This window comes from Mycobacterium sp., assembly GCF_035633495.1.
GTDB lineage: Bacteria > Actinomycetota > Actinomycetes > Mycobacteriales > Mycobacteriaceae > Mycobacterium.
Map to the genome: position 1 here is coordinate 34,509 of NZ_DASQEU010000192.1, position 19,844 is coordinate 54,352.

Genomic DNA, 19,844 nt, shown 5'->3' on the forward strand with positions numbered 1-19,844 from the left:
ATGTGTCCAGACTATAGTTTGACTAGCTAGCCGCCGCAACGCGGCCACTGTGTGTGACTACCACGGACGTGCGGAACGTGCGCGGCCTACGTCGGCGGGAAGCCGCCCGTCGGTACTCGTCCCAGTCGGAGTGTTCACCCGCGACGGCGCGGAAGTAGTCCACCAGCGGTTCGACCGCATCGGGCAGATCGATGACCTCTGCGTCACCGTCAACCTGCACGTACGGGCCGTTGAAGTCGTCGGAGAGGACGGTCACGCTGGCGCGCGGATCGCGGCGGACGTTCGCCGACTTGGCCCGTTGCGGATAGCTCGCGATGACGATCCGGCCCGCCTCGCCGACCCCGCCGGTCACCGGCGAACTCTGCAGCGATCCGTCGGACCGGAAGGTCGTCAGCACCATCTGATGCCGAGGCCGGACGAAGTCGAGCAGCGTCGTCAGGTCAACGGTGTCGGCGGTAGCGAGCTTGCGGGCCATCACTGCACCCTACGGGCGGCGTGGCGACCGCGAGTTCTGCACGACGGTCGCCCCGCTCGCCGAATCACGACCCCCGTGCAGACGTCGCGCGGGATGGCGCCCCTCAGCCTGCCTTGCGCTTGAGCGTCCAGGAGGGAATCCAGTGGGTGACGGCCTTGCGGTTGGCGCCGTAGGCGATGTCGTAGGTCACCAGCCCCCACCAGAAGCCCTGCTCACACAGTCCCCAGCAGCTGAGCAGCCCTTCGACGATCGCGTGCATCTGCAGGCCGGCGGGGTTGTAGCCGCCCGCTCGGTGGGGCTCACGCGGGAAGACCGCCGCGAGGTCGATCAGGACGGGCACCGGCGGATCGACGCGGCGAAAGGCCTGTTGCACCGGCTGACCGTGATAGCCGATCGACTGGAGCTCTCCCACCGTTCGATCATATGTTCGATTGATCGCGGGATTGCCAGCTCACACAGATCGCTCGGAATCAGATTCGGTAGCGCGGAAGCACGAACGCGAACGCCCGGGGGAAGCCGAGCGCAGTCAGTCGAGCCCCCCGGACCGCCGCCTTGGACACCGGCAGCACCTCGCCCGACGACGGCTCGTAGCAGCACAGCGTGTCGCCGTCGGCATCGACGATCAGCACCCAGTGCCGGGGCAGGGCCCACGGCAGGTCGCTGCCGATGAGCATGGCGACCGGCCAGTGCGCACGTACCGCCCGCTCCAGGTCGGCGAGTGCGTCTCGGCGGTGTAGCAGCCGCCAGCCGTATTTCACGTGGTGCCGCGCACTGTGTCTGCTGACCGTCTTCGCCACGCCCCACGGCGTGGTGCCCAGTGCGCGCGGCCAGATCCGATTGGCCGCCGCGTGCACCCTGCCCTGTTCACCGTCGAACCAGGCGGTGTCCCCGAGGTTGACGCCATAGCCGGCGTCGAGCAGCGCACCGGCCACGACGGCGACGGCAGGTCCGCAGGACACGCCGTCGCGCTGCTTGAGGCGCATGGCCGCGAGCTTCACCCGTCTGAGGCTAGGCCGATCCGCGCCCGATCGAACGAGGCCCCCGTGTCATTCCGCGAGCTACCAAGCGGTGAGTCGGTCAGAAGTTTCCTGACGCGGTCTACCACCGTGAGCCGCAGGACGTGCTGGTCGGGCACGAAAACGGACGTTAGCGCAGGTAATACCCGGTACCACTGGTTTCGAATGGGGATCTTCTGGCAACATTACCGGCGAGTTGCAACGTTGCTTCGAATCGGCAGGTGGGGGTGGTACGCACATGACAGAGCAGTCTTCGCGGATCGTTGCAGCGGCGAATGAGGGCGGCGGGGCCGCGCTCGGCCAGGTCATCGGCATGTCCGTCGTCGCACTGGTGGTGACGGTCGCCCTGCCGTGGATCGGCTACCTGCACCGCATGCGTCGCCTCAGAGTTGATGCCGACACTCGAGGTTGTCGCCGATCACACGCTGCTGCTGGCGCTGCCCGCGTTCGCGCCTGCGGTCGTGGTCGTCGGGTTCGTCATCTACGTCGCGATGAAGGACCGCCGGAACTCGGACGAGGACGACGACGACCTCGATGACCGGAATCACAGTGAGGATTCAGCATCCGCCGACGAAGATGGTTCACCGTGATGAAACTGACGACCTCGAAGACCCTCGTTGCCCTGACCGCCACCACCGCACTTCTCATCGCGGGTTGTGGTGGGTCGACCGGATCGGGTGACGTAGTGACCAGTTCGCCCGCCAACCCCAGTTCGCCCGCCAACCCCAGCTCGACCGGGGTCCCGGAGATGTCCGATCAGCAGGCTCCGCCGGATCGGTTGGTCGTCGACGTCACCATCAAGGGTGGCGAGGTGACGCCGACCAACGAGCAGCTCCAGGCCAAGGTGGGCGATCCCATCGTGGTGCGGGTGAACAGTGACGCGGCCGACCAGCTGCACGTCCACTCGAACCCCGAGCACACCTTCAACATCGCGCCGAAGTCCGGTCAGTCGTTTCAGTTCACCGTCACCATTCCCGGCAAGGTCGACGTGGAACTGCACCAGCTGAATCGGACGATCGCCTCCATCACCGTGCAGTGATCAGCGAGCGGTCGACCACGGTCCTCGCGCACGGTCTGGGGGGCTCCAGCGATCTGCCGATCCCGTACATCTACGCCCTGATCGGCGCGGCGTGGGCGCTGACGTTGACCTTCGCCGTCGTCGTCCTCGCCTGGAAGAAGCCGCGCTTCGACGCCGCCAAGCCCGGCCGACCGCTGCCGCAGTGGGTGACGACGGCGACGGATGCGCCCGCAACGCGTTCGGCACTGGCCGTGCTGCGGCTGGCCGACCCCTTCGGGACGGGCTGGCTCGGAGACGTCCGGCCGTACTACCTGCTGTCGACCCACCCGTCGGTGCTCGCGACCCTGAAGGTGTGCTTCGTAGTGGGTGGGCACGTCGCCGGCGTGATCGCCGCGCACGACCGGGCGCTGCGCCTGCTGCCCAAGCGGCATCAGGTGACCGGACAGCTCGCGATGATGCTGGTGATGGTCGGCTACACGTTCACCGGGTTGTACCTGCTGTTCGGCGGCTGATCGGCGATAATCGACCCATGCGCGCGCTCATCGTCGTCGACGTACAGAAGGACTTCTGCGAGGGCGGATCGCTGGCCGTCGAAGGCGGAGCCACCGTCGCTCGGGGGCTCACCGAGCTGCTCGCGGATCACGACTACGACCACGTGGTGGCGACGATGGACTTTCACATCGATCCGGGATCTCACTTCTCCGACGAACCCGACTTCCGCGATTCCTGGCCGCGACACTGCGTCGTCGGCACGCCAGGTGTCGACTTCCACCCCGCGTTCGACCCCGCCGCCGTCGAGGCCGTGTTCACGAAGGGTGAGTACTCGGCGGCCTACAGCGGGTTCGAGGGGGCCGACGACTCGGGCGCGACGCTCACCGACTGGCTGCGCCAACGCGACGTCGACACGGTGGACGTCGTGGGCATCGCCACCGACTACTGCGTCAAGGCCACGGCAGCCGATGCGGTCGCCGCCGGCTTCACCACCCGGGTCCTGCTCGATCTAACCGCAGGGGTGTCACCGACGACGACCGCGGAGGCCGTCGCGTCGCTCCGCGCCGCAGGCGTCGCCATCGCGTGATCCGCTACCCCCCATCCCGGCGATTTCGGCGCGCTAACCGTCGCTCAGCGAACGGAAACGCGCCGAAATCACTAGGGAGGTCGCGAAACGCAGATAGGCGTCGGCCAATTCATCGCGCATGCCGTCGCCGATGGCGTTGCGGACACCGGGCCTGTTCAGGGTGATGGTTGCCACACCGCCGAGCACGGCGGTTTGCAGCGTCCGGTGAACGGGCAGATCAGCGCCGGTGGCCAAAACGGCATACCTCCAGTCCGAGCGTCTTGCCCGCCATGCTTCCGCACCCGCCAGCGCCGTATCGTCGTCTTGATCCATTCACCGGCTCCACCAGAAGGGTGCGACTTGACCCCCGCCACCAGTTCCAAGGACACCGCAGCACCAGCCGTCATTCCGGCCTCCCAGCCGGAGACCCCCGCCAAGGACACCATCCAATGGGAGATGTGGCCGGGTAAGGCCTACCCGCTGGGTGCGACCTACGACGGCTCGGGCAGCAATTTCGCGGTCTTCAGCGAGGCCGCGGAGTACGTCGAACTGTGTCTGTTCAACGCCGACGGCACCGAGAGCAAGCTCAAACTCCCCGAGGTCGACGGCTTCGTCTGGCACGGGTTCGTGCCCGACGTCGAGCCGGGCCAGCGGTACGGCTACCGGGTACACGGCCCGTACGATCCGCCGTCCGGACAGCGCTGCAATCCGAACAAGCTGCTGCTGGATCCCTACGCCAAGGCCATCGACGGTTCGTTCCAGTGGGACCAGTCCCTCTTCGCCTACGACTTCGGCGACCCCGACAGCCGCAATGACGACGACTCCGCCGCCAGCATGCCGAAGTCAGTGGTCATCAACCCGTTCTTCGACTGGGGCACAGACCACCCGCCGCAGCACGAGTACGCCGACTCGGTCATCTACGAGGCGCACGTCAAGGGTCTCACCGAGACGCACCCCGACATCCCGGAGCGCAGCCGCGGCACCTACGCCGCAATCGCCCATCCGGCGATCGTCGAGCACCTCAAGGATCTGGGAATCACGGCGATCGAACTGATGCCGGTGCATCACTTCGCCAACGACTCCACCCTGATCGACAAGGGACTGTCCAACTATTGGGGCTACAACACCATCGGCTTCTTCGCGCCGGACTCGAAGTACGGCGCGAGCGCTACCCCTGGCGGTCAGGTTCAGGAATTCAAGGCCATGGTGCGGGCGCTACACGACGCCGACATCGAGGTCATCCTCGACGTGGTCTACAACCACACCGCCGAGGGCAACCACATGGGCCCCACGCTGTCGATGCGCGGGATCGACAACGCGGCGTACTACCGACTGGTCGACGACGACAAGCGCTACTACATGGACTACACCGGCACCGGTAACAGCCTGAACGCCGGCCATCCACACGCCCTGCAGCTGATCATGGATTCGCTGCGCTACTGGGTGACCGAGATGCACGTCGACGGGTTCCGTTTCGACCTGGCCTCCACCCTGGCCCGCGAGTTCTACGACGTCGACAGGCTGTCGACCTTCTTCGAACTCGTGCAGCAGGACCCGACCGTCAGCCAGGTCAAGCTGATCGCCGAGCCGTGGGACGTCGGTCCCGGCGGATACCAGGTCGGCAACTTCCCGCCGCAGTGGACCGAGTGGAACGGCAAGTACCGCGACACCGTCCGGGACTTCTGGCGCGGCGAGGATGCCAGCCTGGGCGAGTTCGCGTCGCGGCTCACCGGATCGGCCGATCTCTACGAACACACCGGGCGCAGGCCGGTGGCCTCGATCAACTTCGTCACCGCGCATGACGGCTTCACGTTGCGAGACCTGGTGTCCTACAACGAAAAGCACAACGAAGCCAACGGCGAGGACAACAACGACGGCGAGAGCAACAACCAGTCCTGGAACTGCGGCGCCGAGGGCCCCACGGACGACCCCGAGATCCTCGCGCTGCGCGCCCAGCAGGTGCGCAACTTCCTCACCACCAACCTGTTGTCCCAGGGCGTGCCGATGATCTGCCACGGCGACGAACTCGGGCGGACCCAGGGCGGCAACAACAACGGCTACTGCCAGGACAACGAGATCACCTGGATCGACTGGGCCAGCGCCGACACCGGGTTGATCGAGTTCACCCAGTCGGTCGCCGCGCTACGTGCCGCGCACCCGATCTTCCGCAGGCGTCGGTTCTTCGACGGACTTCCGGTGCGCATCCGCGGTTCCGAACGGCTACCGGACATCTCGTGGTTCGCGCCCGACGGCTCGGAGATGAGCGACGAGGACTGGGGCTCGGGCTTCGGCAAGTCGATCACCGTCTACCTCAACGGACAGGGCATCCCCCATCTCGATCCACGTGGTCAGCGCATCACCGATGACTCGTTCGTGCTGTGCTTCAACGCCCACCACGAGCCGATCGACTTCACCCTTCCGCCAAAGGACTTCGGCGCGGCGTGGCAGCCGGTGATCTACACCGTCGAGGGTGCGGTGATGGAGGGTTCCAGGCCCGTGGCCGCAGGTGCGGGAGTCACGGTCGAGGCGCGAGCCGTCATGGTGTTGCAGGCGGCCGACGCTCAGAGCTGAGCGTGACGCCCAGCTACTTCACGACGTCGAAGAACGAGTCGCCGTCTTCCGGGGCACCGTCGATCTGAACGTGCTCGGTGCCGTGTCGCTGGGTGTCGAGCCGGTCCAGTTCGTCGTCGCCGACCACCTCGAGGCCACCCCCCTCGTCGGAGTCATGGGCCTCGCTCGAGACCCGGTCCTCGGGTGAGACGTCGGGGACTTCTTCGGACAGCCTCTCGTCGAGGGTCTCGTCGTCCTTCGCCTCGATCCATCGTTCGGGCGGATCGGTCACCTCGTCGCCGTCGTCGTTGCGGATCTCGTCGGAGTCGAGCTCCTCGGACTGTGACAGCGGGAAGTCGTCGAAATCAGAAGTGGACATGCCGCCCATGTTGCCCGACGCACCTCTCCCCTCGCGATTTCGGCGCGCTAACAAGTCGCTCAGCGAACGTTGCTCAGCGAACGTTGGCGCGCCCAAATCGCGTGGGGTCGGGAGCCGCGGGTGGTAGTTACCTCTGCAACAGAGGCACTGTGGTCAGGTGGACACCCAGACCGATCTCGCCGCCGAACTGCTGGCGACCGCCGGCCGCTTCCGCCGCAAGTGCGCCGGTCGGGTGGCGGGCCGAGGACGGGCACCGGACTGCCCGAGTCGCAGGCCGAGTTGCTGCGACTGGTCGGCCGTCAGCCCGGCATCTCCGTGCGGCACGCCGCTGCCGAACTCGGACTCGCGCCCAACACCGCATCCACCCTGGTGCCGCGACTGTCCGGCGACGGCCTACTAATACGCACGGTCGATCCGGACGACAGGCGTGTCGGCAGACTTCGGCTCACCGAAACGGCGCAACGCATCACCGACCAATCCAGCGCCGTCCGCCGGGCCACCCTTGGCACCGTGCTCGCCCGGCTGGATCCAGATCAGCGCGATCGCCTCAGTGACGGCCTGGCCGTGCTCGACGAAGTGACGGGACTACTACGCGAGGAGCACGCGTGACGCCACTTCCCGCGACGGCGCCGGCGATCGACTGCCGGAACCTGACCCACCGCTACGGCGACTTCACCGCCGTCGACGACCTGAACCTCGAAGTCCCCGCCGGCGAGACCGTGGGCCTCCTCGGCCCCAACGGCGCCGGCAAGACCACGGTGGTACGAGTGCTCACCACGCTCACCCCCGTCCAGCACGGCGACGTGCGCGTCTTCGGGCTCGACGCCCGGCGCGACACCATGGACATCCGCCACAACCTAGGCTATGTGCCCCAACAACTTTCAATCGAGTCGGCCCTGACTGGGCGGCAGAACGTCGACCTGTTCGCCCGGTTGTACGACGTCCCGCGCCGACAACGCCGCGACCGCGTCGACGAGGCACTGTCCGCGATGCAGCTGCTCGACGTCGCCGACAATCTCGCGGGCACGTACTCCGGCGGCATGGTGCGACGACTGGAACTCGCACGGGCACTGGTGAACCGGCCCTCGCTGCTGATCCTCGACGAGCCGACGGTCGAGTTGGATCCCATTGCGCGCGATGGGGTTTGGTCGCAAGTGGCCGACATGCAGGAGGAGTACGGCATGACGGTCCTGCTGACCACCCACTACATGGAGGAGCCGACGCGCTGTGCGATCGCGTCGTCCTCAAGCACCACGGCGTGCTGCAGGCCGTCGGGTCGCCGAGCGACCTGAAGGCGGGCCTCAGCTCGGACGCCACCCCGACGGCGACGCTGGAGGACGTCTTCCGCCACTACGCCGGATCCGACCTGACGGAGGACGCCGCCCGGCGCGGGCTCAACGAGATCCGTTCCAGCAGAATGGCGGCTCGTCGTGTCAATTGATCGTGGGCCAACCGCCCCCCGCTCCGGTGCCGTGACCGTCGAACTGATCCGCGCACCACGCGGCATCAGGCGCGTCGGCGGACTGCTGCGCCGAATGAACGCATTCGCGCTCGTCGAGTTGCGGAAGCTCTCCCACGACCGCAGTGAACTGGTGACCCGCATGGTGCAGCCCGCCCTGTGGCTGCTGATCTTCGGGCAGACGTTTTCGCGGTTGCACGTCATCGACACCGGTGACGTGCCCTACCTCGCGTTCCTGGCCCCCGGCATCATCGCCCAATCCGCGCTGTTCATCTCCATCTTCTACGGCATCCAGATCGTGTGGGATCGCGACGCCGGCATCCTCGCCAAGCTGATGGTCACCCCGGCGCCCGCGCCGGCTCTCATCACCGGCAAGGCATTCGCGGCGGGCGTGCGGTCGGTCGCACAGGTCGTCGGCGTCATGGTGATCGCCTACCTGATGGGCATCCACCTCACCGCCAACCCGCTGAGGATCCTCGCGGCGATGGTCGTCGTCCTGCTCGGCTCGGCGTTCTTCGCGTGCCCGTCGATGACGCTGGCGGGTCTGGTGCGCAACCGCGACCAGCTGATGGGCATCGGGCAGGCCATCACCATGCCGCTGTTCTTCGCGTCCAACGCCCTGTACCCCGTCGAGGTCATGCCGCAATGGCTGCGCTGGCTGTCGGCGGTCAACCCGCTCAGCTACGAGGTCAACGCGCTTCGGGCATTACTGCTGGGAACGCCCGGCAACACCTGGCTAGACGTCACCGTCCTGCTGCTCGCCGCGGCGCTCGGCGTCTTCACCGCCTCGACGCTGTTGCGACGTCTCGTGAGGTAGCTCCCGCGGACCTGGGCTCGAAGAGTTCGTACGCCGTGACGCCGCCGACCGTCGTCGAGTGGAAGTGGCCGCGGACCCACCGCAGGATGTCGGAGTGTGGACGCGCACTGACGTCCACGCCGTTCTCGTCCTCCGCGACGGCGCCGCGCGACGAACCCCGAGGGGCGAGGTAGTAGGAGACCCGATGCCTGGCGACGTCGTCCTGGAACTGCTGCAGGGTCGGCGTCGGGTCGGTGCCGGAGAAGCCACCTATCGCCATCAACGCTGTGCCCGTGGATAATTCGAGTCCAGCCGCCAACGTCGACCGGTCGATGGCCGCGGACCACGGGGTGTCCGTCGCCTCGAGTAGGGCATCGAGTCGTGGGTTGCCCAAGGTTCTGCCGCCCGCGTGTCCCCTTCCGGCATGCCCGACGGATGGACCGATGCCCTGATGCCGCGCACCGACGGTCGCCACGGTGTACGCCGCCTGTCCACCCAGCGCCCCCACCAACGCCACGGCCAGCAGGACCGGAGCGACATGACGACGCCGCGGCGCCCACGACCAGAGCAGTGCCGCAGACGCCAGGGTCGTCGCGAACAGGACGGTCCACCGCAGCGCGGGTGCCGCCATCGCGCTGCCGCCGAGCAGCCACCACCCCCACACCCCCGCCGCCAGCAGAGTGCCCGCGAGGGCGAGGCGCCACCAGAGAGTGGCGCGGCGGGACCACGTCTGTTGCACGCCGATCGCGAAGACCGCCGCGACGGGCGGTGCGATGGACAGGCTGTAGTACGGGTGAATCGTGCCGTGCATGTAGCTCAGGACCAGTCCGTCGATCAGGAACCAACCGCCGAACAGCACGGCGCCGGCGCGTACCAGGTCGGTGCGCGGCGCCCTGCCGCGTGCCACGACCGCGAGCACCGTCGCCAGCAGCGCCGCGGGCACCAGCCAGCCGATCTCGAAGCCGAACTCCCCCGACAGCAACCGGGCCCAACCCTGCGACCGGCCTCCGAAGCCGCCGAGGTTGGCCATCCTGACGGGCGTGCCGGCCGGGACGCTGACGCTGATCGCGGAGTGACGGCCCAGCACCCGCGCAAGACCGTTGTAGCCGAGCACCAGATTCATGAAGGTGTTGTCCGTCGACCCCGCGATGTACGGCCGCGACGTCGCAGGCCACACCATGGTGAGCAGCACGAACCAACCGGCCGAGAGCGTGAACGCCGCCGCGGCCCCCGCCAGGTGCAGGACGCGAACGCGCGGCCGAACCGGCGCGGCGAGGAGGTAGGCCGCCACGAGAGCGGGTATGACCATTGCGCCCTCGAGCATCTTGGCCAGGAACGCGAACCCGAGCGCCACCCCTGCCACCGCCAGGCACTTCGCCGAGCCCCACTCGAGCGCTCGCACGGTGCCGTAGGCCGCAGCCGTCATCAGGAGCACCATTGCCGCGTCGGGGTCGTTGAAGCGGAACATGAGCACCGCCACCGGGGTCAGCGCCAGCGTCGCGCCGGCGAGCAGGCCCGCACCGGGTCCGCTGATGCGGCGCACCGCGCCGTACAGCAGTGCGACGGCGGCGACGGCCATCAGCGCCTGGGGGATGAGCATGCTGGCGCTGCTGAACCCGAAGAGCTGGCCTGAGAGACCCATCACCCACTGCGACAGCGGCGGCTTGTCGACGGTGATGAAGTTGCCGGCGTCCAGCGAGCCGAACAGCAATGCCTCCCAGTTCCTCGAGCCCGCCTGGGCGGAGGCGGCGTAGAACTGGTTGCCCATGCCGTTGATCGTGAGGTTCCAGAGGTAGAGGACGGCGGTGCCGCCGAGCAGAATGCCCAGGCGAACCCGGTCGCCGGTGACGGCGGGGGCTCGATGCCTCTCCGGCTCCTCGGTGGGGAGGTCGGCGGGCCGGGCCAACGTCCCCAGGGTTTGCGTCACATCGAACAGTGACGCACTGCCACGTTCTGGCAACCTGTGAGCAGGCGGTGGGACTGCTGCGGGTCTTGCTCGGAGGCTAACCGACGAGGCGGGCTATCGACGCCATCGGGATCGGCAGCCAGTCGGGGCGGTACCTGGCCTCGTAACCGGCCTCATACACCGCCTTGTCCAGCTCATACGCGGCGAGCAGCCCTGCCGAGTCCCGCGGATCGGCGCCCGCCTCGGTCGCGTAGCCGTCGCAGAAGGCCGCGCAGTTGCGGTCGACCCACTCGCGGGCGCGCGCGGCCAGCCGATCGTCCTGGGGCGTGCCACCCCCGACGAGACGCTGGTAGGCCGCGTACTCGTAGGACCGCAGCACGCCCGCCACGTCCCGCAGCGCAGAGTCCGGCCGACGCCGCTCGTCGAGCGGTTGCCCCGGCTCGCCCTCGAAGTCGATCACCAGCCACCGTTCGGGTGTGCGGAGAACCTGCCCGAGGTGGAGGTCGCCATGCACGCGTTGCACGGTGACCTCGCCGCCCTCACGGCCGTCCGACAGCGTGCGATAGCGCTCCTCGATCGACTCCCGGTACTGGTCGACGGCGGGCACCATGGCGGCCACGTCGTGCAGGCGCCGCATCAGGGTGTCCACCGGAAACGGCTCGCGCGTGGTGCCAAGCGTGTCGGCCAGCGTCCGGTGCACCGACGCGACGGCCTCGCCCAGCAGTCGGGACTCCTCCGCGAAGTCGACCCCCGCCTCGGCGGCGGTCAGATCGCGCGTGCTGGCGGTGGCCATGTCCCAGCCCTCGGCAGATTCTGCGGCGAACTCGGTGACCATGCCGAGCGAGTACGACTGACCGTCGAGGATCATCTCGTACGACCCGAGCAGCCGTGCGACGTGCGGATTGCCTGCACGGGCCAGCTCGCGGTTGAGTTCGATGTCGGGGTTGATCCCAGGGGTGACGCGGCGGAAGACCTTGAGCATCGCGGCGTCGCCGAACACCACGTTGGTGTTGCTCTGCTCGGCGCCGATCACGCGCCCAGCGGCCTGCATGGGCAGTTGGGCCGCCGGTTCCCTGCTGAAGCGCAGCGGCCCCACCGACGCCGACTCGTCGACGAGCGACAGCAGGTAGTGGGCGGCCGACGGGTCGTGCAGCGCGTCGTGGGCGGTGCGGGTGCCCGAAGAGCCGATCCTCGCGACTCCGCCGGGGGCGCCATCGTCGTCTTCCCAGCGCACCAGCAGTTGATACCGGGCGGACGTCCCGTCGGTGTAGTCGGCGTCGAGCAGCACCAGGTCGAGGCCGTCGCGCAGCGTGACCACCTCACCGATCCGCACGTCGGTGAGTATGCGGCCGCGCCCGGCGTACCACCGTTGCGTTGGCAGCCACTGGTCGAACGGAAGTTCCATCGCCTGTGTCATCAGTCTTAAAAGCTACCCACGGTCCGCGAGTTTGAATCAGTCGGACGAGACCTTGTGTTCGACGGGCAGCACACCGCGCTCGATCTCGGCGATCATGGCATCGCGCAGTTCACCCGCGGCGGCGAAGTCCTCGGCGTGTCGCGTCCCGAAGTGTTCGCCCTGACGCCCGATCTCCACGGGCCAGAGGCCTTGGCCAATCAGCCTGAGCAGCAACGTGATTGGCATGACAGCGAGCGCGAGGAGCAGTTCGATGACGGAACCGGCCAGGAACAGCAGAACCACGACGGTGTAGAAGAGCAACTTGCCCACGCTGTAGACGACCCACACGATCGCGGCGGCGACGATGAAGAAGGCCTTGAGTAGGAAGTTCTTCGGAAGCGAGGACTCCTCGGCATCCGAGGGCTCGGCGGCTTCGGGGGACCCGGACGTGTCCGCCTTCTTTCCACCCGGGGTGGCGGACCACAGGTCGCGCAGCGACAACGCCCGGCGCCACGGGTACCACCGTCGTCGGACGGTCCACTGAAGTCCGTCGGGTCGACAGTTGATGAGCCCATTATGAATTCGCCGTTCGCCGGTGGGTGATCAATGTAGGAATCGGGAGGCTTCGGACCGAAGGCATCGGCCGGAGTTGGCCTATCGGCAACCGGTCACGCTGCCGCTGACGGTGATGGCGATCAGACCCGCGAGCCCCCGGCAGCGCGACCGTCGCCACCTGGTTGACGCGCGCCGAGCGCGGATACCGCGGGCATCCCTCCCGCAGCGCGGGATTGCCCGTGGCCGAAGGACTTCCGTTCGGGACGGTGAGCGTACCGGGAACCCTGCCGTTGCCGAAGACACTGCGGGGCCTGCCGAACATGTCGCGCAGTTGGGTGGCGATCGTCTGCGAGATGTCGAAGATGCTCGGCGCCGTCATCGGGGGGATGCCCGTCGTCGGCTCGGGTTCGCTGTAGGGCGGCGTCTCACCGGGTTGCCGGAATCGTCTGGATCAGCGGCCGCGACATCCGCTCCCGCGCCCGCCATGAGCAGCGTTGCAATCAGCGCGCTGAGCGAGCAATACGCGGACCACAGGGTTTGGCACAATCCTCTCGTTTCAGACAAATTTGAAGCGTGAACTGGGGAAATGCGTTTAGCTGATTGTCCCACACGAAACTCCTGCACCGTCAGGATCTTGGTTGCCAGCGGTCGGCTCGGAACCCGGCCGTGCGGCGGCTCCGTGAAGTCGTGGCGGTTGCGGCGGTAAGGTTCGCACGTGGCATCCGGTGACTCGTTGCGCGACCACGGCGATCCTGGCGACGCCCCGTCGATTCCTCCCCCCTTGACGCCACCCGTGAATGCGACCAGGCCCTCGGCCGCCGAGGAGGCGCGCACGATCGCGGCGTCCACCAACACCGGCACGCTCGCGACGTTGACGACGTCCGGCGACCCGTGGGCATCGTTCGTCACCTACGGTCTGCTCGGCGGCGCGCCCGTGCTCTGCGTGTCCAATCTGGCCGAGCACGGCCGCAACCTGGCCGGCGACCCGAGAGCCAGTATCGCGATCGTCGCCACCGCGACCGACAGCGATCCGCTCGCCAACTCGCGGATCACCCTGGCCGGGGTTGCCGAGAAGCCAACCGGCGACGAGCTCGCGGCCGCCCGTCAGGCCCACCTCGACGCCGTACCCGCCGCGAAGTACTACGTCGACTACAGCGACTTCACCCTGTGGGTACTGCGCGTCGACCGGGTCCGCTGGGTCGGTGGCTACGGACGGATGGACTCGGCCAGCGGCACCGACTACGCCGCCGCCGAAGCGGATCCGGTCCAGGCCGTCGCCGCCGGCGCCATCGAGCACCTCAACGCCGACCATGCCGAAGCGCTGACCGCGATGGCCAAGACGCTCGGCGGCTACCCGGACACCACGGCGGCCATCTGCACGGGTGCCGACCGCAACGGCCTCGATCTGAAGGTGACCACGGGGCGCGGCGTGGCCTACACCCGCGTCGGGTACGCCGAGCGGATCGACTCCCCCGACCAATTGCGGTCGGCCACCGCCGAACTGACCAGGCGGGCACGGCAGGGCTGACCTGCCATACTATCAACGCGTGCCCGACCGTCCCGAGACCTGGCAAGCCGCCTTCGACCTCATTCGCACCCGCGGGTACGAACGCCGCGAGGAGCCGTTCAAGCTGGCCAGCGGCCAGCTGAGCCACGACTACATCGACGGCAAGTACGCGATCGACACCGGTGAGCGACTCACCATCGTCAGCAGGGCCGTCGCCGACCTCGCCGCGTCGACCGGCATCGAGTTCGACGCCGTCGGCGGCCTGACCATGGGCGCCGATCCGCTCGCCCACGGCATCGCCATGGTGACCGGGAAGGCCTGGTTCTCCGTCCGCAAGGAGCAGAAGCAGCGCGGCCGCGAGCAGTGGATCGAGGGCACGCGCCTAAAGCAGGGCACCCGCGTCCTGCTGGTCGACGACGTCATCAGCACCGGTGGCTCCACCGAGATCGCCTTCGAACGCGCCGTCGCGGCGGGTGCCGTCGTGAGCGGTGTCATCCCGATGGTCGACCGCGGCAACGTGGCCGCCGGACGGTTCGCCCGTCGCAACGTTCCGTTCGCCGCGCTCGTCACCTACGAGGATCTGGGCATCGAACCGGTCAAGGACGTCTAGGTCGCGGGCACCACGAGTACGTCGGTGGGCAGGACCCCCACGGTCACCCGTTGCCCGGGAGTGAACTCCCTGGCCTGCGAGCTGCTCAGCTGAGCGTGGACCACGGCGCCGTCCAGCAGTTCGACGTACACCCGCGAGATCGACCCGAGGAAGGCCACCGACCTGACCGTCGCGGCGCCTGCCGCGTCGGCGGCCACGGTCACGGACTCCGGACGCACCATCGCCGTCCCGGCACCCGAGGTGATCGACCCCGCCAACGTCGGGAGTTCCGCGCCGAAGACGCCGGCTCGCCCGGATGAAACCAGAGCTGGCACTTGATTGTTCAGTCCGACGAACTCCGCGACGAAGGGCGTGGCCGGGTTGGCGTACACGTCCGCGGGCGGGGCGAGTTGCTCGAGGCGGCCCTTGCTCATCACACCGACTCGGTCGGCGAGCACCAAGGCCTCCTCCTGGTCGTGGGTGACGAACAGCGTCGTCGTCCCGACCTCGAGTTGCACCCGGCGGATCTCGTCACGGAGTTGGGCGCGCACCTTCGCGTCGAGCGCGGAGAGCGGTTCGTCGAGCAGCAGGACCCGCGGACGAATGGCCAACGCCCGCGCCAACGCGACCCGCTGCTGCTGACCGCCCGACATCTCCGAGGCGTACTTGTGCGCGTGCTCCGACAGCCCGACGAGGTCGAGCATCTCGGCCGCCCGAGTCCCTCGTTCGCCCTTCGCGCTGCCGCGCATCTTCAACCCGAACTCGACGTTCTCCGAGGCGGTCAAATGGGGAAACAAGCTGTAGGCCTGGAACACCATGCCCATGTCGCGCTTGTTGGCGGGCACGTTGGTGAGGTCGCGCCCGTCGACGGTCACCGTGCCCGAGGTCGCCTGGTCGAGGCCGGCGAGGATGCGCAGCGCGGTGGTCTTCCCGCATCCCGACGGGCCGAGCAGCGCCACGAACTCTCCGGGCTCGATCCGCAGGTTCAGGCCGTCGAGCGCCTTGACCGTGCCGTAAGTCCGGGTGAGGTCGGTCAACTCGACGCTGACCCCCGACGTCGACGTGACGCCAGATTTACTCATGCTTGATGCCTCCGTCGGGTAACCAGTGAAAGCGCAAGCAGCAGAAAGAAACCGAACAGTAGCGTCGCCAAGGACGCGGCTACCGACGTGGGCCCGTCGGTCTTGCCGAGCGCGACGATCTGAATGGGCAACGTCTGATAGCCGGACAGCGAGGCGATGGTGTACTCGCCGAGGACGACCGCCACCGAGATGAACGCCGCCGACAGGACACCCGACCAGATGTTGGGGACGACGACGCGCGCGATGGTCGTCGTCCACCCGGCGCCGAGCGAACGCGCCGCCTCCGACAGCGTCTCGAGATCGATTGCGGCCAACGCCGCATCGATCGACCGGTACGCGAACGGCAACACCACCACCACGTAGACGAAGGTCAGCGTCAGCGCGGACTCACCGAAGAAGTACGTCACCCACAGGTAGACGTTCTTGAGTCCGACGACGACCACCAGCGCGGGAATCGTCAGCGGCAGCAGGCACAGGAACTCGACGGCGCCCTTGGCCCACGGGGTCCGCAGCCGCACCCAGATCATCGTCGGCACCAACAGGACCAGCATCGCCACCACGGTCAGCACCGCAAGGAGAAGTGACGTGATGATCGACTGATACAGCGCTTCGTCGGTCACCAGGTTCGCCCAGGCCTGCATCGTGCGGCCGCCCTTGAGCAGGTTGCGGGTGGAGAAGTCCGCCATCGCATACAGCGGGAAGAGGAAGAACAACCCGAACGCCACCCAGAGCGCACGCCGGAACAAGCGCGTGATCATCGCAGCCACCGCGACGTGCGACGGATCAGCAGGCTGTAGGCGCCCATCACCAGCGCGACGACGACGATCATCTCGAGTGCCAGGGCGTACGCGAAGCCGGACTGGCCCAGGACCACCTCGCTGGTGAGTGCCGAGCGGATCAGCAGTGGCACGATCGGACTGCCCTGGCTGACCAGTGCCGCGGCCGTCGCATAGGCCGCAAAGGCGTTGGCGAACAACAGGAGTACCGCGCCGAGGAAGGCCGGCGTCAGCAGCGGGACGGCGACCTGCCGCCAGTACTGCCACGTCGACGCGCCGAGGCTGACGGCCGCTTCGCGCCACTGCTCCCGCAAGCCCTCCAACGCGGGCAGGAAGACGATGACCATCAACGGGATCTGAAAGTAGGTGTACACCAGCACCAACCCCGGCAACCCGTACAGCCAACCCGAACCCGCAAGGTTCCAGCCGAAGTGCTCCTGCACCCACAGCGTGAGCACGCCGTTCAGGCCGATCGTAGCCAGGAACGCGAAAGCCAGTGCCACGCCGCCGAACTGGGCCAGCACGCTGCATAGGGAGATGACGCCGCGTCGGATGATCGACGTCGCAGGCCGCGTCACGATCAACCAGGCCAGCAGTGCACCGAACACGGCACCGAGCAGCGCGGTGCTCCCCGAGAGGAACACGCTCCTACCGAGCGCGGTGAGCGCCGTTTCGGAGAACAACGCGGCGAGACGGTCGAGCGAGAACCGGCCGTCCTCGATCACGGCGCTCGCGACGACGGTGACCGTCGGCACGATCAGGAAGATCCCGACCACCGCGAAGAACGGCAGCAGCGGTAGGGCGGCCGCAAGTCGGCCCCGCATTCGTTTCAGGACGGTCAGCCGATCGCCTTCGCCCAGTTGGCTTCGAGGTACTTCTTCGCCGCGTCGCTCTGCTGCTCCGAGACGTGGGTCGCCGCGCCGTCGACGGGTGGCAGCTGCCGGTAGGCGGTCATGTCGATGGTGCCTGCGGTGACCATGCTGTCGGCCCGCACCGGGCGCGCGCTGCCCTGCAGGAACAGGTTCTGGCCCTCGTCGCTGTAGAGGAACTCCTGCCAAAGCCGGGCGGCCGCGGGATGCGGGGCGTCCTTGTTGATGGCCTGGTAGTAGTAGCCCGCCAGCGCGGCATTCGGCGGGATCACCACTTTCCAGGACGGCAGCTTCTTCGTCTCCGCGACGTTGAGGTAGTCCCAGTCGACGACGACGGGCGTCTGGCCCGACTCGATGGTGGCCGGCGTCGGGTCGACGGGCAGGAAGTTGCCGGCTTCCTTGAGCTTGCCGAAGAACGTCACCCCGGGCGCGATGTCGTCGGGCGAGCCACCTTGGCTCAGGGCCACCATCATGACGCCGGAGAACGCCGCACCGGCCTGGGTCGGGTCGCCGTTGAGCGCGACCTTGCCCTTGAAGTCGGGCCCCAGGAGGTCGTCGACACCCTTTATCTCGGGCACCTTGGCCGAGTCGTAGCCGATCGACATGTAGCCGCCGTAGTCGTTGACCCAGGCGCCGTCGGGCGCCTTCATCGCCTCGGAGATCTCGTCGAACTTCTCGACCTTGTAGGGCGCGAACATCGCCGTATTGGCCAGTGCGACGGCCTGTCCGAGATCGAAGACGTCGGGCGCCGTGGACTTGCCCTTCTGCTGGGTGGCGGCATTGATCTCGTCCTGGCTGGCGGCGTCGGGCTGGGCCGAGTTGACCTTGATGCCGTACTTGTCACCGAACGCCTTGATGATGGCGCCGTAGTTGGCCCAGTCCGGCGGCAACGCGATGACGTTGAGTTCGCCTTCCTTCTTCGCGGCGTCGATCAGTCCCGACAGGTTCTCCCCGCCGAAGTCGGCGGCCGACGTGGCCTCGCTCGCGTTCACGCCGGAGGAGGTCTTCTCGCCCTGGTCCTTCGACTGGGGCGGTGCGCAGGCGACGAGGCCGCTCGCAACCAGGAGGACCAGAGCGCTGGCGAGCCGAGTTTTCTTCATGGGCGAACCTTCTTATGGGCGGGATGCGAGACGGTGGCGCTGAGGTGACGGCGCATGGTCGCGACGGTGAACTAACCAACCTCGCCTGGGACCTTACCGGTGGGCCCGCAGCGCGGCAGGTGTTCGAGGGCGACGTCCCAGATTCTTCGACGCGCAGGGCGAATTCGGCATCGGTCGCGCATTTGCGCAGGTGAACACCTAGCATCAGAGGGTGGCTGACAGCGAGGCCTCAGGGGATGCCAGGTTGCACGATCCTGTCGACACCGTCGACACGGATCAGTTGGCCGTTGACCCACCCGACGACGTCGATGCACGCGCCGCAGACGGCGACTTCGGGTACCTGTTCGACGAGCCCGATTACGCCGATCAGGATGCCGACGTGGAGTCCGCCGACGCGCCCGTCGACCCCGAGTGGATCGAGCCCGCGCCCCCCACCGAGTCGGAGGAGCGGGCGTTCGACGCGTTCAACGCGAGCACCTGGAACTTCAAGCCCATGCCCACGCCGTGGTACCGGACGGGAAAGTCCCTCGCGGTACTGGTGTCGGTGTCGGTGGCCGCGATCGCGCTCGTCGTCTCGGTGGTCCTGCTCGCGTTCCGCGGATCGCCGAGCGACGAGACCGTGCCCAGCAGCGGGACCTCGACGGCACCGACCCTCTCGACGGCCCCCTCGACCACGGGCGACGTGCCGTTGCCACCGCCACCACCACCACCGCCGCCACCGCCACCGCCACCGCCACCGCCGCCCTCGGCCTCGCAGATCGAGCGGGCGCCGGTCATCGTGCGCCAGCAGCCCAGGCCGACCAAGAAGCCCGAGATCAACGTCACCCGCTCGCCCCTGAGCGTGAGCCCGCAGAAGCCGTCGCGTTGATCGCGTTCGACGCGGCCGACCTGTTCGCGAAGTCACCCGTCGCGGCGCTCGCGACGGTTGGTGCCGACGGCGCACCGCACGTGGTACCCGTGGTGTTCGCGGTCAATACCGTCGGCGACGAGGCCACCGTGTACACCGCGGTCGACGCGAAGCGGAAGTCCACCCATCGCCTGCGGCGGTTGGCGAACATCGCCGCCAATCCCAGGGTGAGCCTGTTGGCCGACCACTACGACGCCGACTGGACGCAGTTGTGGTGGGTCCGCGCGGACGGGGTCGCCACCGTCCACGAGAGCGGCGAGCAGATGGCGATCGGCTATGCGGCGCTGCGGCACGTGTATCCCCAGTACGAACGGGTCGCGCTCGACGGGCCGGTCGTGACCGTGGCCGTGAGCCGCTGGTCGTCCTGGCACGCGTAAGGGTCCCGATCCGCGGACGCGCCGACGGTC

At 67.9% G+C, this 19,844-nt stretch carries 24 protein-coding genes and 1 pseudogene; 13 read left to right on the forward strand and 12 right to left on the reverse strand.

Features of this window, described 5'->3' with window-relative positions; all coding sequences use genetic code 11:
* Window positions 1–22: 22 nt before the first annotated feature.
* The 3 genes from VET27_RS27175 to VET27_RS27185 all read right to left on the reverse strand — a co-directional run bounded on the left by VET27_RS27175 (window position 23) and on the right by VET27_RS27185 (window position 1,473).
* A complete protein-coding gene (locus VET27_RS27175) occupies window positions 23–475 on the reverse strand; it encodes a PPOX class F420-dependent oxidoreductase (protein ID WP_526523234.1) in 453 nt (150 codons plus the stop codon).
* Between the two features lie 103 nt (window positions 476–578).
* Window positions 579–887, reverse strand: coding sequence for a hypothetical protein (locus VET27_RS27180; RefSeq protein WP_526523235.1), 309 nt, complete (start codon window positions 885–887; stop codon window positions 579–581).
* A gap of 58 nt (window positions 888–945) precedes the next feature.
* Window positions 946–1,473 carry a hypothetical protein gene (locus VET27_RS27185; protein WP_526523236.1) on the reverse strand — a complete coding sequence of 176 codons (528 nt, stop codon included), beginning with the start codon at window positions 1,471–1,473 and terminating at the stop codon, window positions 946–948.
* 410 nt (window positions 1,474–1,883) lie between these two features.
* Between VET27_RS27185 and VET27_RS27190 the strand changes: the two genes are divergently transcribed.
* Genes VET27_RS27190 through VET27_RS27205 form a run of 4 tightly spaced genes read left to right on the forward strand, consistent with a single transcriptional unit; the run spans window position 1,884 to window position 3,587 of the window.
* Window positions 1,884–2,081: a hypothetical protein gene (locus tag VET27_RS27190; protein WP_526523237.1), complete on the forward strand. Its 198-nt coding sequence runs from the start codon at window positions 1,884–1,886 to the stop codon at window positions 2,079–2,081.
* The gene (locus tag VET27_RS27195) at window positions 2,081–2,530 is read left to right on the forward strand and encodes a hypothetical protein (RefSeq protein ID WP_526523238.1); all 450 of its coding nucleotides are present in this window, start codon (window positions 2,081–2,083) and stop codon (window positions 2,528–2,530) included. Before VET27_RS27190 ends, VET27_RS27195 begins: the two co-directional genes overlap by 1 nt.
* On the forward strand, window positions 2,527–3,021 hold the full coding sequence (locus VET27_RS27200; protein ID WP_526523239.1) for a hypothetical protein: 495 nt from the start codon (window positions 2,527–2,529) through the stop codon (window positions 3,019–3,021). The genes VET27_RS27195 and VET27_RS27200 overlap by 4 nt, the downstream gene beginning before the upstream one ends.
* 17 nt (window positions 3,022–3,038) lie before the next feature.
* Window positions 3,039–3,587, forward strand: coding sequence for an isochorismatase family protein (locus VET27_RS27205; protein WP_526523240.1), 549 nt, complete (start codon window positions 3,039–3,041; stop codon window positions 3,585–3,587).
* A gap of 33 nt (window positions 3,588–3,620) precedes the next feature.
* On the opposite strand, the gene VET27_RS27210 is transcribed toward VET27_RS27205, so the two are convergent.
* The gene (locus VET27_RS27210; protein ID WP_526523241.1) at window positions 3,621–3,899 is read right to left on the reverse strand and encodes a hypothetical protein; all 279 of its coding nucleotides are present in this window, start codon (window positions 3,897–3,899) and stop codon (window positions 3,621–3,623) included.
* A 123-nt stretch (window positions 3,900–4,022) separates the two neighbouring features.
* Here VET27_RS27210 and glgX point away from each other — a divergent pair, with 123 nt between their 5' ends.
* Window positions 4,023–6,137, forward strand: coding sequence for a glycogen debranching protein GlgX (gene glgX, locus VET27_RS27215; RefSeq protein WP_526523283.1), 2,115 nt, complete (start codon window positions 4,023–4,025; stop codon window positions 6,135–6,137).
* 13 nt (window positions 6,138–6,150) lie between these two features.
* Here the strand turns inward: glgX and VET27_RS27220 are convergent, their stop codons facing one another.
* Window positions 6,151–6,504, reverse strand: a complete 354-nt coding sequence (locus VET27_RS27220; RefSeq protein ID WP_526523242.1) for a hypothetical protein — start codon at window positions 6,502–6,504, stop codon at window positions 6,151–6,153.
* Between the two features lie 210 nt (window positions 6,505–6,714).
* Here VET27_RS27220 and VET27_RS27225 point away from each other — a divergent pair, with 210 nt between their 5' ends.
* From VET27_RS27225 to VET27_RS27235, 3 genes and pseudogenes are all read left to right on the forward strand, one after another.
* The gene (locus VET27_RS27225; protein WP_526523243.1) at window positions 6,715–7,104 is read left to right on the forward strand and encodes a MarR family winged helix-turn-helix transcriptional regulator; all 390 of its coding nucleotides are present in this window, start codon (window positions 6,715–6,717) and stop codon (window positions 7,102–7,104) included.
* Window positions 7,101–7,936: pseudogene (locus VET27_RS27230) on the forward strand (ATP-binding cassette domain-containing protein). The gene VET27_RS27225 and the pseudogene VET27_RS27230 overlap by 4 nt, the downstream one beginning before the upstream one ends.
* A 94-nt stretch (window positions 7,937–8,030) precedes the next feature.
* Window positions 8,031–8,771: an ABC transporter permease gene (locus tag VET27_RS27235; protein ID WP_526523284.1), complete on the forward strand. Its 741-nt coding sequence runs from the start codon at window positions 8,031–8,033 to the stop codon at window positions 8,769–8,771.
* On the opposite strand, the gene VET27_RS27240 is transcribed toward VET27_RS27235, so the two are convergent.
* From VET27_RS27240 to VET27_RS27250, 3 genes are all read right to left on the reverse strand, one after another.
* Window positions 8,734–10,677, reverse strand: coding sequence for an ArnT family glycosyltransferase (locus VET27_RS27240; protein ID WP_526523244.1), 1,944 nt, complete (start codon window positions 10,675–10,677; stop codon window positions 8,734–8,736). The two genes, VET27_RS27235 and VET27_RS27240, sit on opposite strands and share 38 nt — an antisense overlap.
* A gap of 76 nt (window positions 10,678–10,753) precedes the next feature.
* The gene (locus tag VET27_RS27245; RefSeq protein ID WP_526523285.1) at window positions 10,754–12,061 is read right to left on the reverse strand and encodes a maltokinase N-terminal cap-like domain-containing protein; all 1,308 of its coding nucleotides are present in this window, start codon (window positions 12,059–12,061) and stop codon (window positions 10,754–10,756) included.
* A 48-nt stretch (window positions 12,062–12,109) separates the two neighbouring features.
* On the reverse strand, window positions 12,110–12,553 hold the full coding sequence (locus VET27_RS27250; protein WP_526523245.1) for a hypothetical protein: 444 nt from the start codon (window positions 12,551–12,553) through the stop codon (window positions 12,110–12,112).
* Between the two features lie 320 nt (window positions 12,554–12,873).
* Between VET27_RS27250 and VET27_RS27255 the strand changes: the two genes are divergently transcribed.
* From VET27_RS27255 to pyrE, 3 genes are all read left to right on the forward strand, one after another.
* Window positions 12,874–13,023 (forward strand): hypothetical protein, encoded by a 150-nt coding sequence (locus VET27_RS27255; RefSeq protein WP_526523246.1) that lies wholly within the window; start codon window positions 12,874–12,876, stop codon window positions 13,021–13,023.
* Window positions 13,024–13,322: 299 nt separating this feature from the next.
* Window positions 13,323–14,135: a HugZ family pyridoxamine 5'-phosphate oxidase gene (locus tag VET27_RS27260; RefSeq protein WP_526523247.1), complete on the forward strand. Its 813-nt coding sequence runs from the start codon at window positions 13,323–13,325 to the stop codon at window positions 14,133–14,135.
* Window positions 14,136–14,154: 19 nt separating this feature from the next.
* Window positions 14,155–14,724 carry an orotate phosphoribosyltransferase gene (gene pyrE, locus VET27_RS27265; RefSeq protein WP_526523248.1) on the forward strand — a complete coding sequence of 190 codons (570 nt, stop codon included), beginning with the start codon at window positions 14,155–14,157 and terminating at the stop codon, window positions 14,722–14,724.
* On the opposite strand, the gene VET27_RS27270 is transcribed toward pyrE, so the two are convergent.
* Genes VET27_RS27270 through VET27_RS27285 form a run of 4 tightly spaced genes read right to left on the reverse strand, consistent with a single transcriptional unit; the run spans window position 14,721 to window position 18,530 of the window.
* Window positions 14,721–15,785: an ABC transporter ATP-binding protein gene (locus VET27_RS27270; RefSeq protein WP_526523249.1), complete on the reverse strand. Its 1,065-nt coding sequence runs from the start codon at window positions 15,783–15,785 to the stop codon at window positions 14,721–14,723. The two genes, pyrE and VET27_RS27270, sit on opposite strands and share 4 nt — an antisense overlap.
* Entirely contained in the window at window positions 15,782–16,543 is a 762-nt protein-coding gene (locus tag VET27_RS27275; protein WP_526523250.1) for an ABC transporter permease, read from the reverse strand. Before VET27_RS27275 ends, VET27_RS27270 begins: the two co-directional genes overlap by 4 nt.
* A complete protein-coding gene (locus VET27_RS27280; protein WP_526523251.1) occupies window positions 16,540–17,385 on the reverse strand; it encodes an ABC transporter permease in 846 nt (281 codons plus the stop codon). Before VET27_RS27280 ends, VET27_RS27275 begins: the two co-directional genes overlap by 4 nt.
* 14 nt (window positions 17,386–17,399) lie before the next feature.
* On the reverse strand, window positions 17,400–18,530 hold the full coding sequence (locus tag VET27_RS27285) for an extracellular solute-binding protein (protein ID WP_526523252.1): 1,131 nt from the start codon (window positions 18,528–18,530) through the stop codon (window positions 17,400–17,402).
* 211 nt (window positions 18,531–18,741) lie between these two features.
* Here VET27_RS27285 and VET27_RS27290 point away from each other — a divergent pair, with 211 nt between their 5' ends.
* Window positions 18,742–19,398, forward strand: coding sequence for a hypothetical protein (locus VET27_RS27290; RefSeq protein ID WP_526523253.1), 657 nt, complete (start codon window positions 18,742–18,744; stop codon window positions 19,396–19,398).
* Window positions 19,395–19,814, forward strand: a complete 420-nt coding sequence (locus VET27_RS27295; RefSeq protein WP_526523254.1) for a TIGR03668 family PPOX class F420-dependent oxidoreductase — start codon at window positions 19,395–19,397, stop codon at window positions 19,812–19,814. The genes VET27_RS27290 and VET27_RS27295 overlap by 4 nt, the downstream gene beginning before the upstream one ends.
* The last annotated feature ends 30 nt before the right edge of the window (window positions 19,815–19,844 follow it).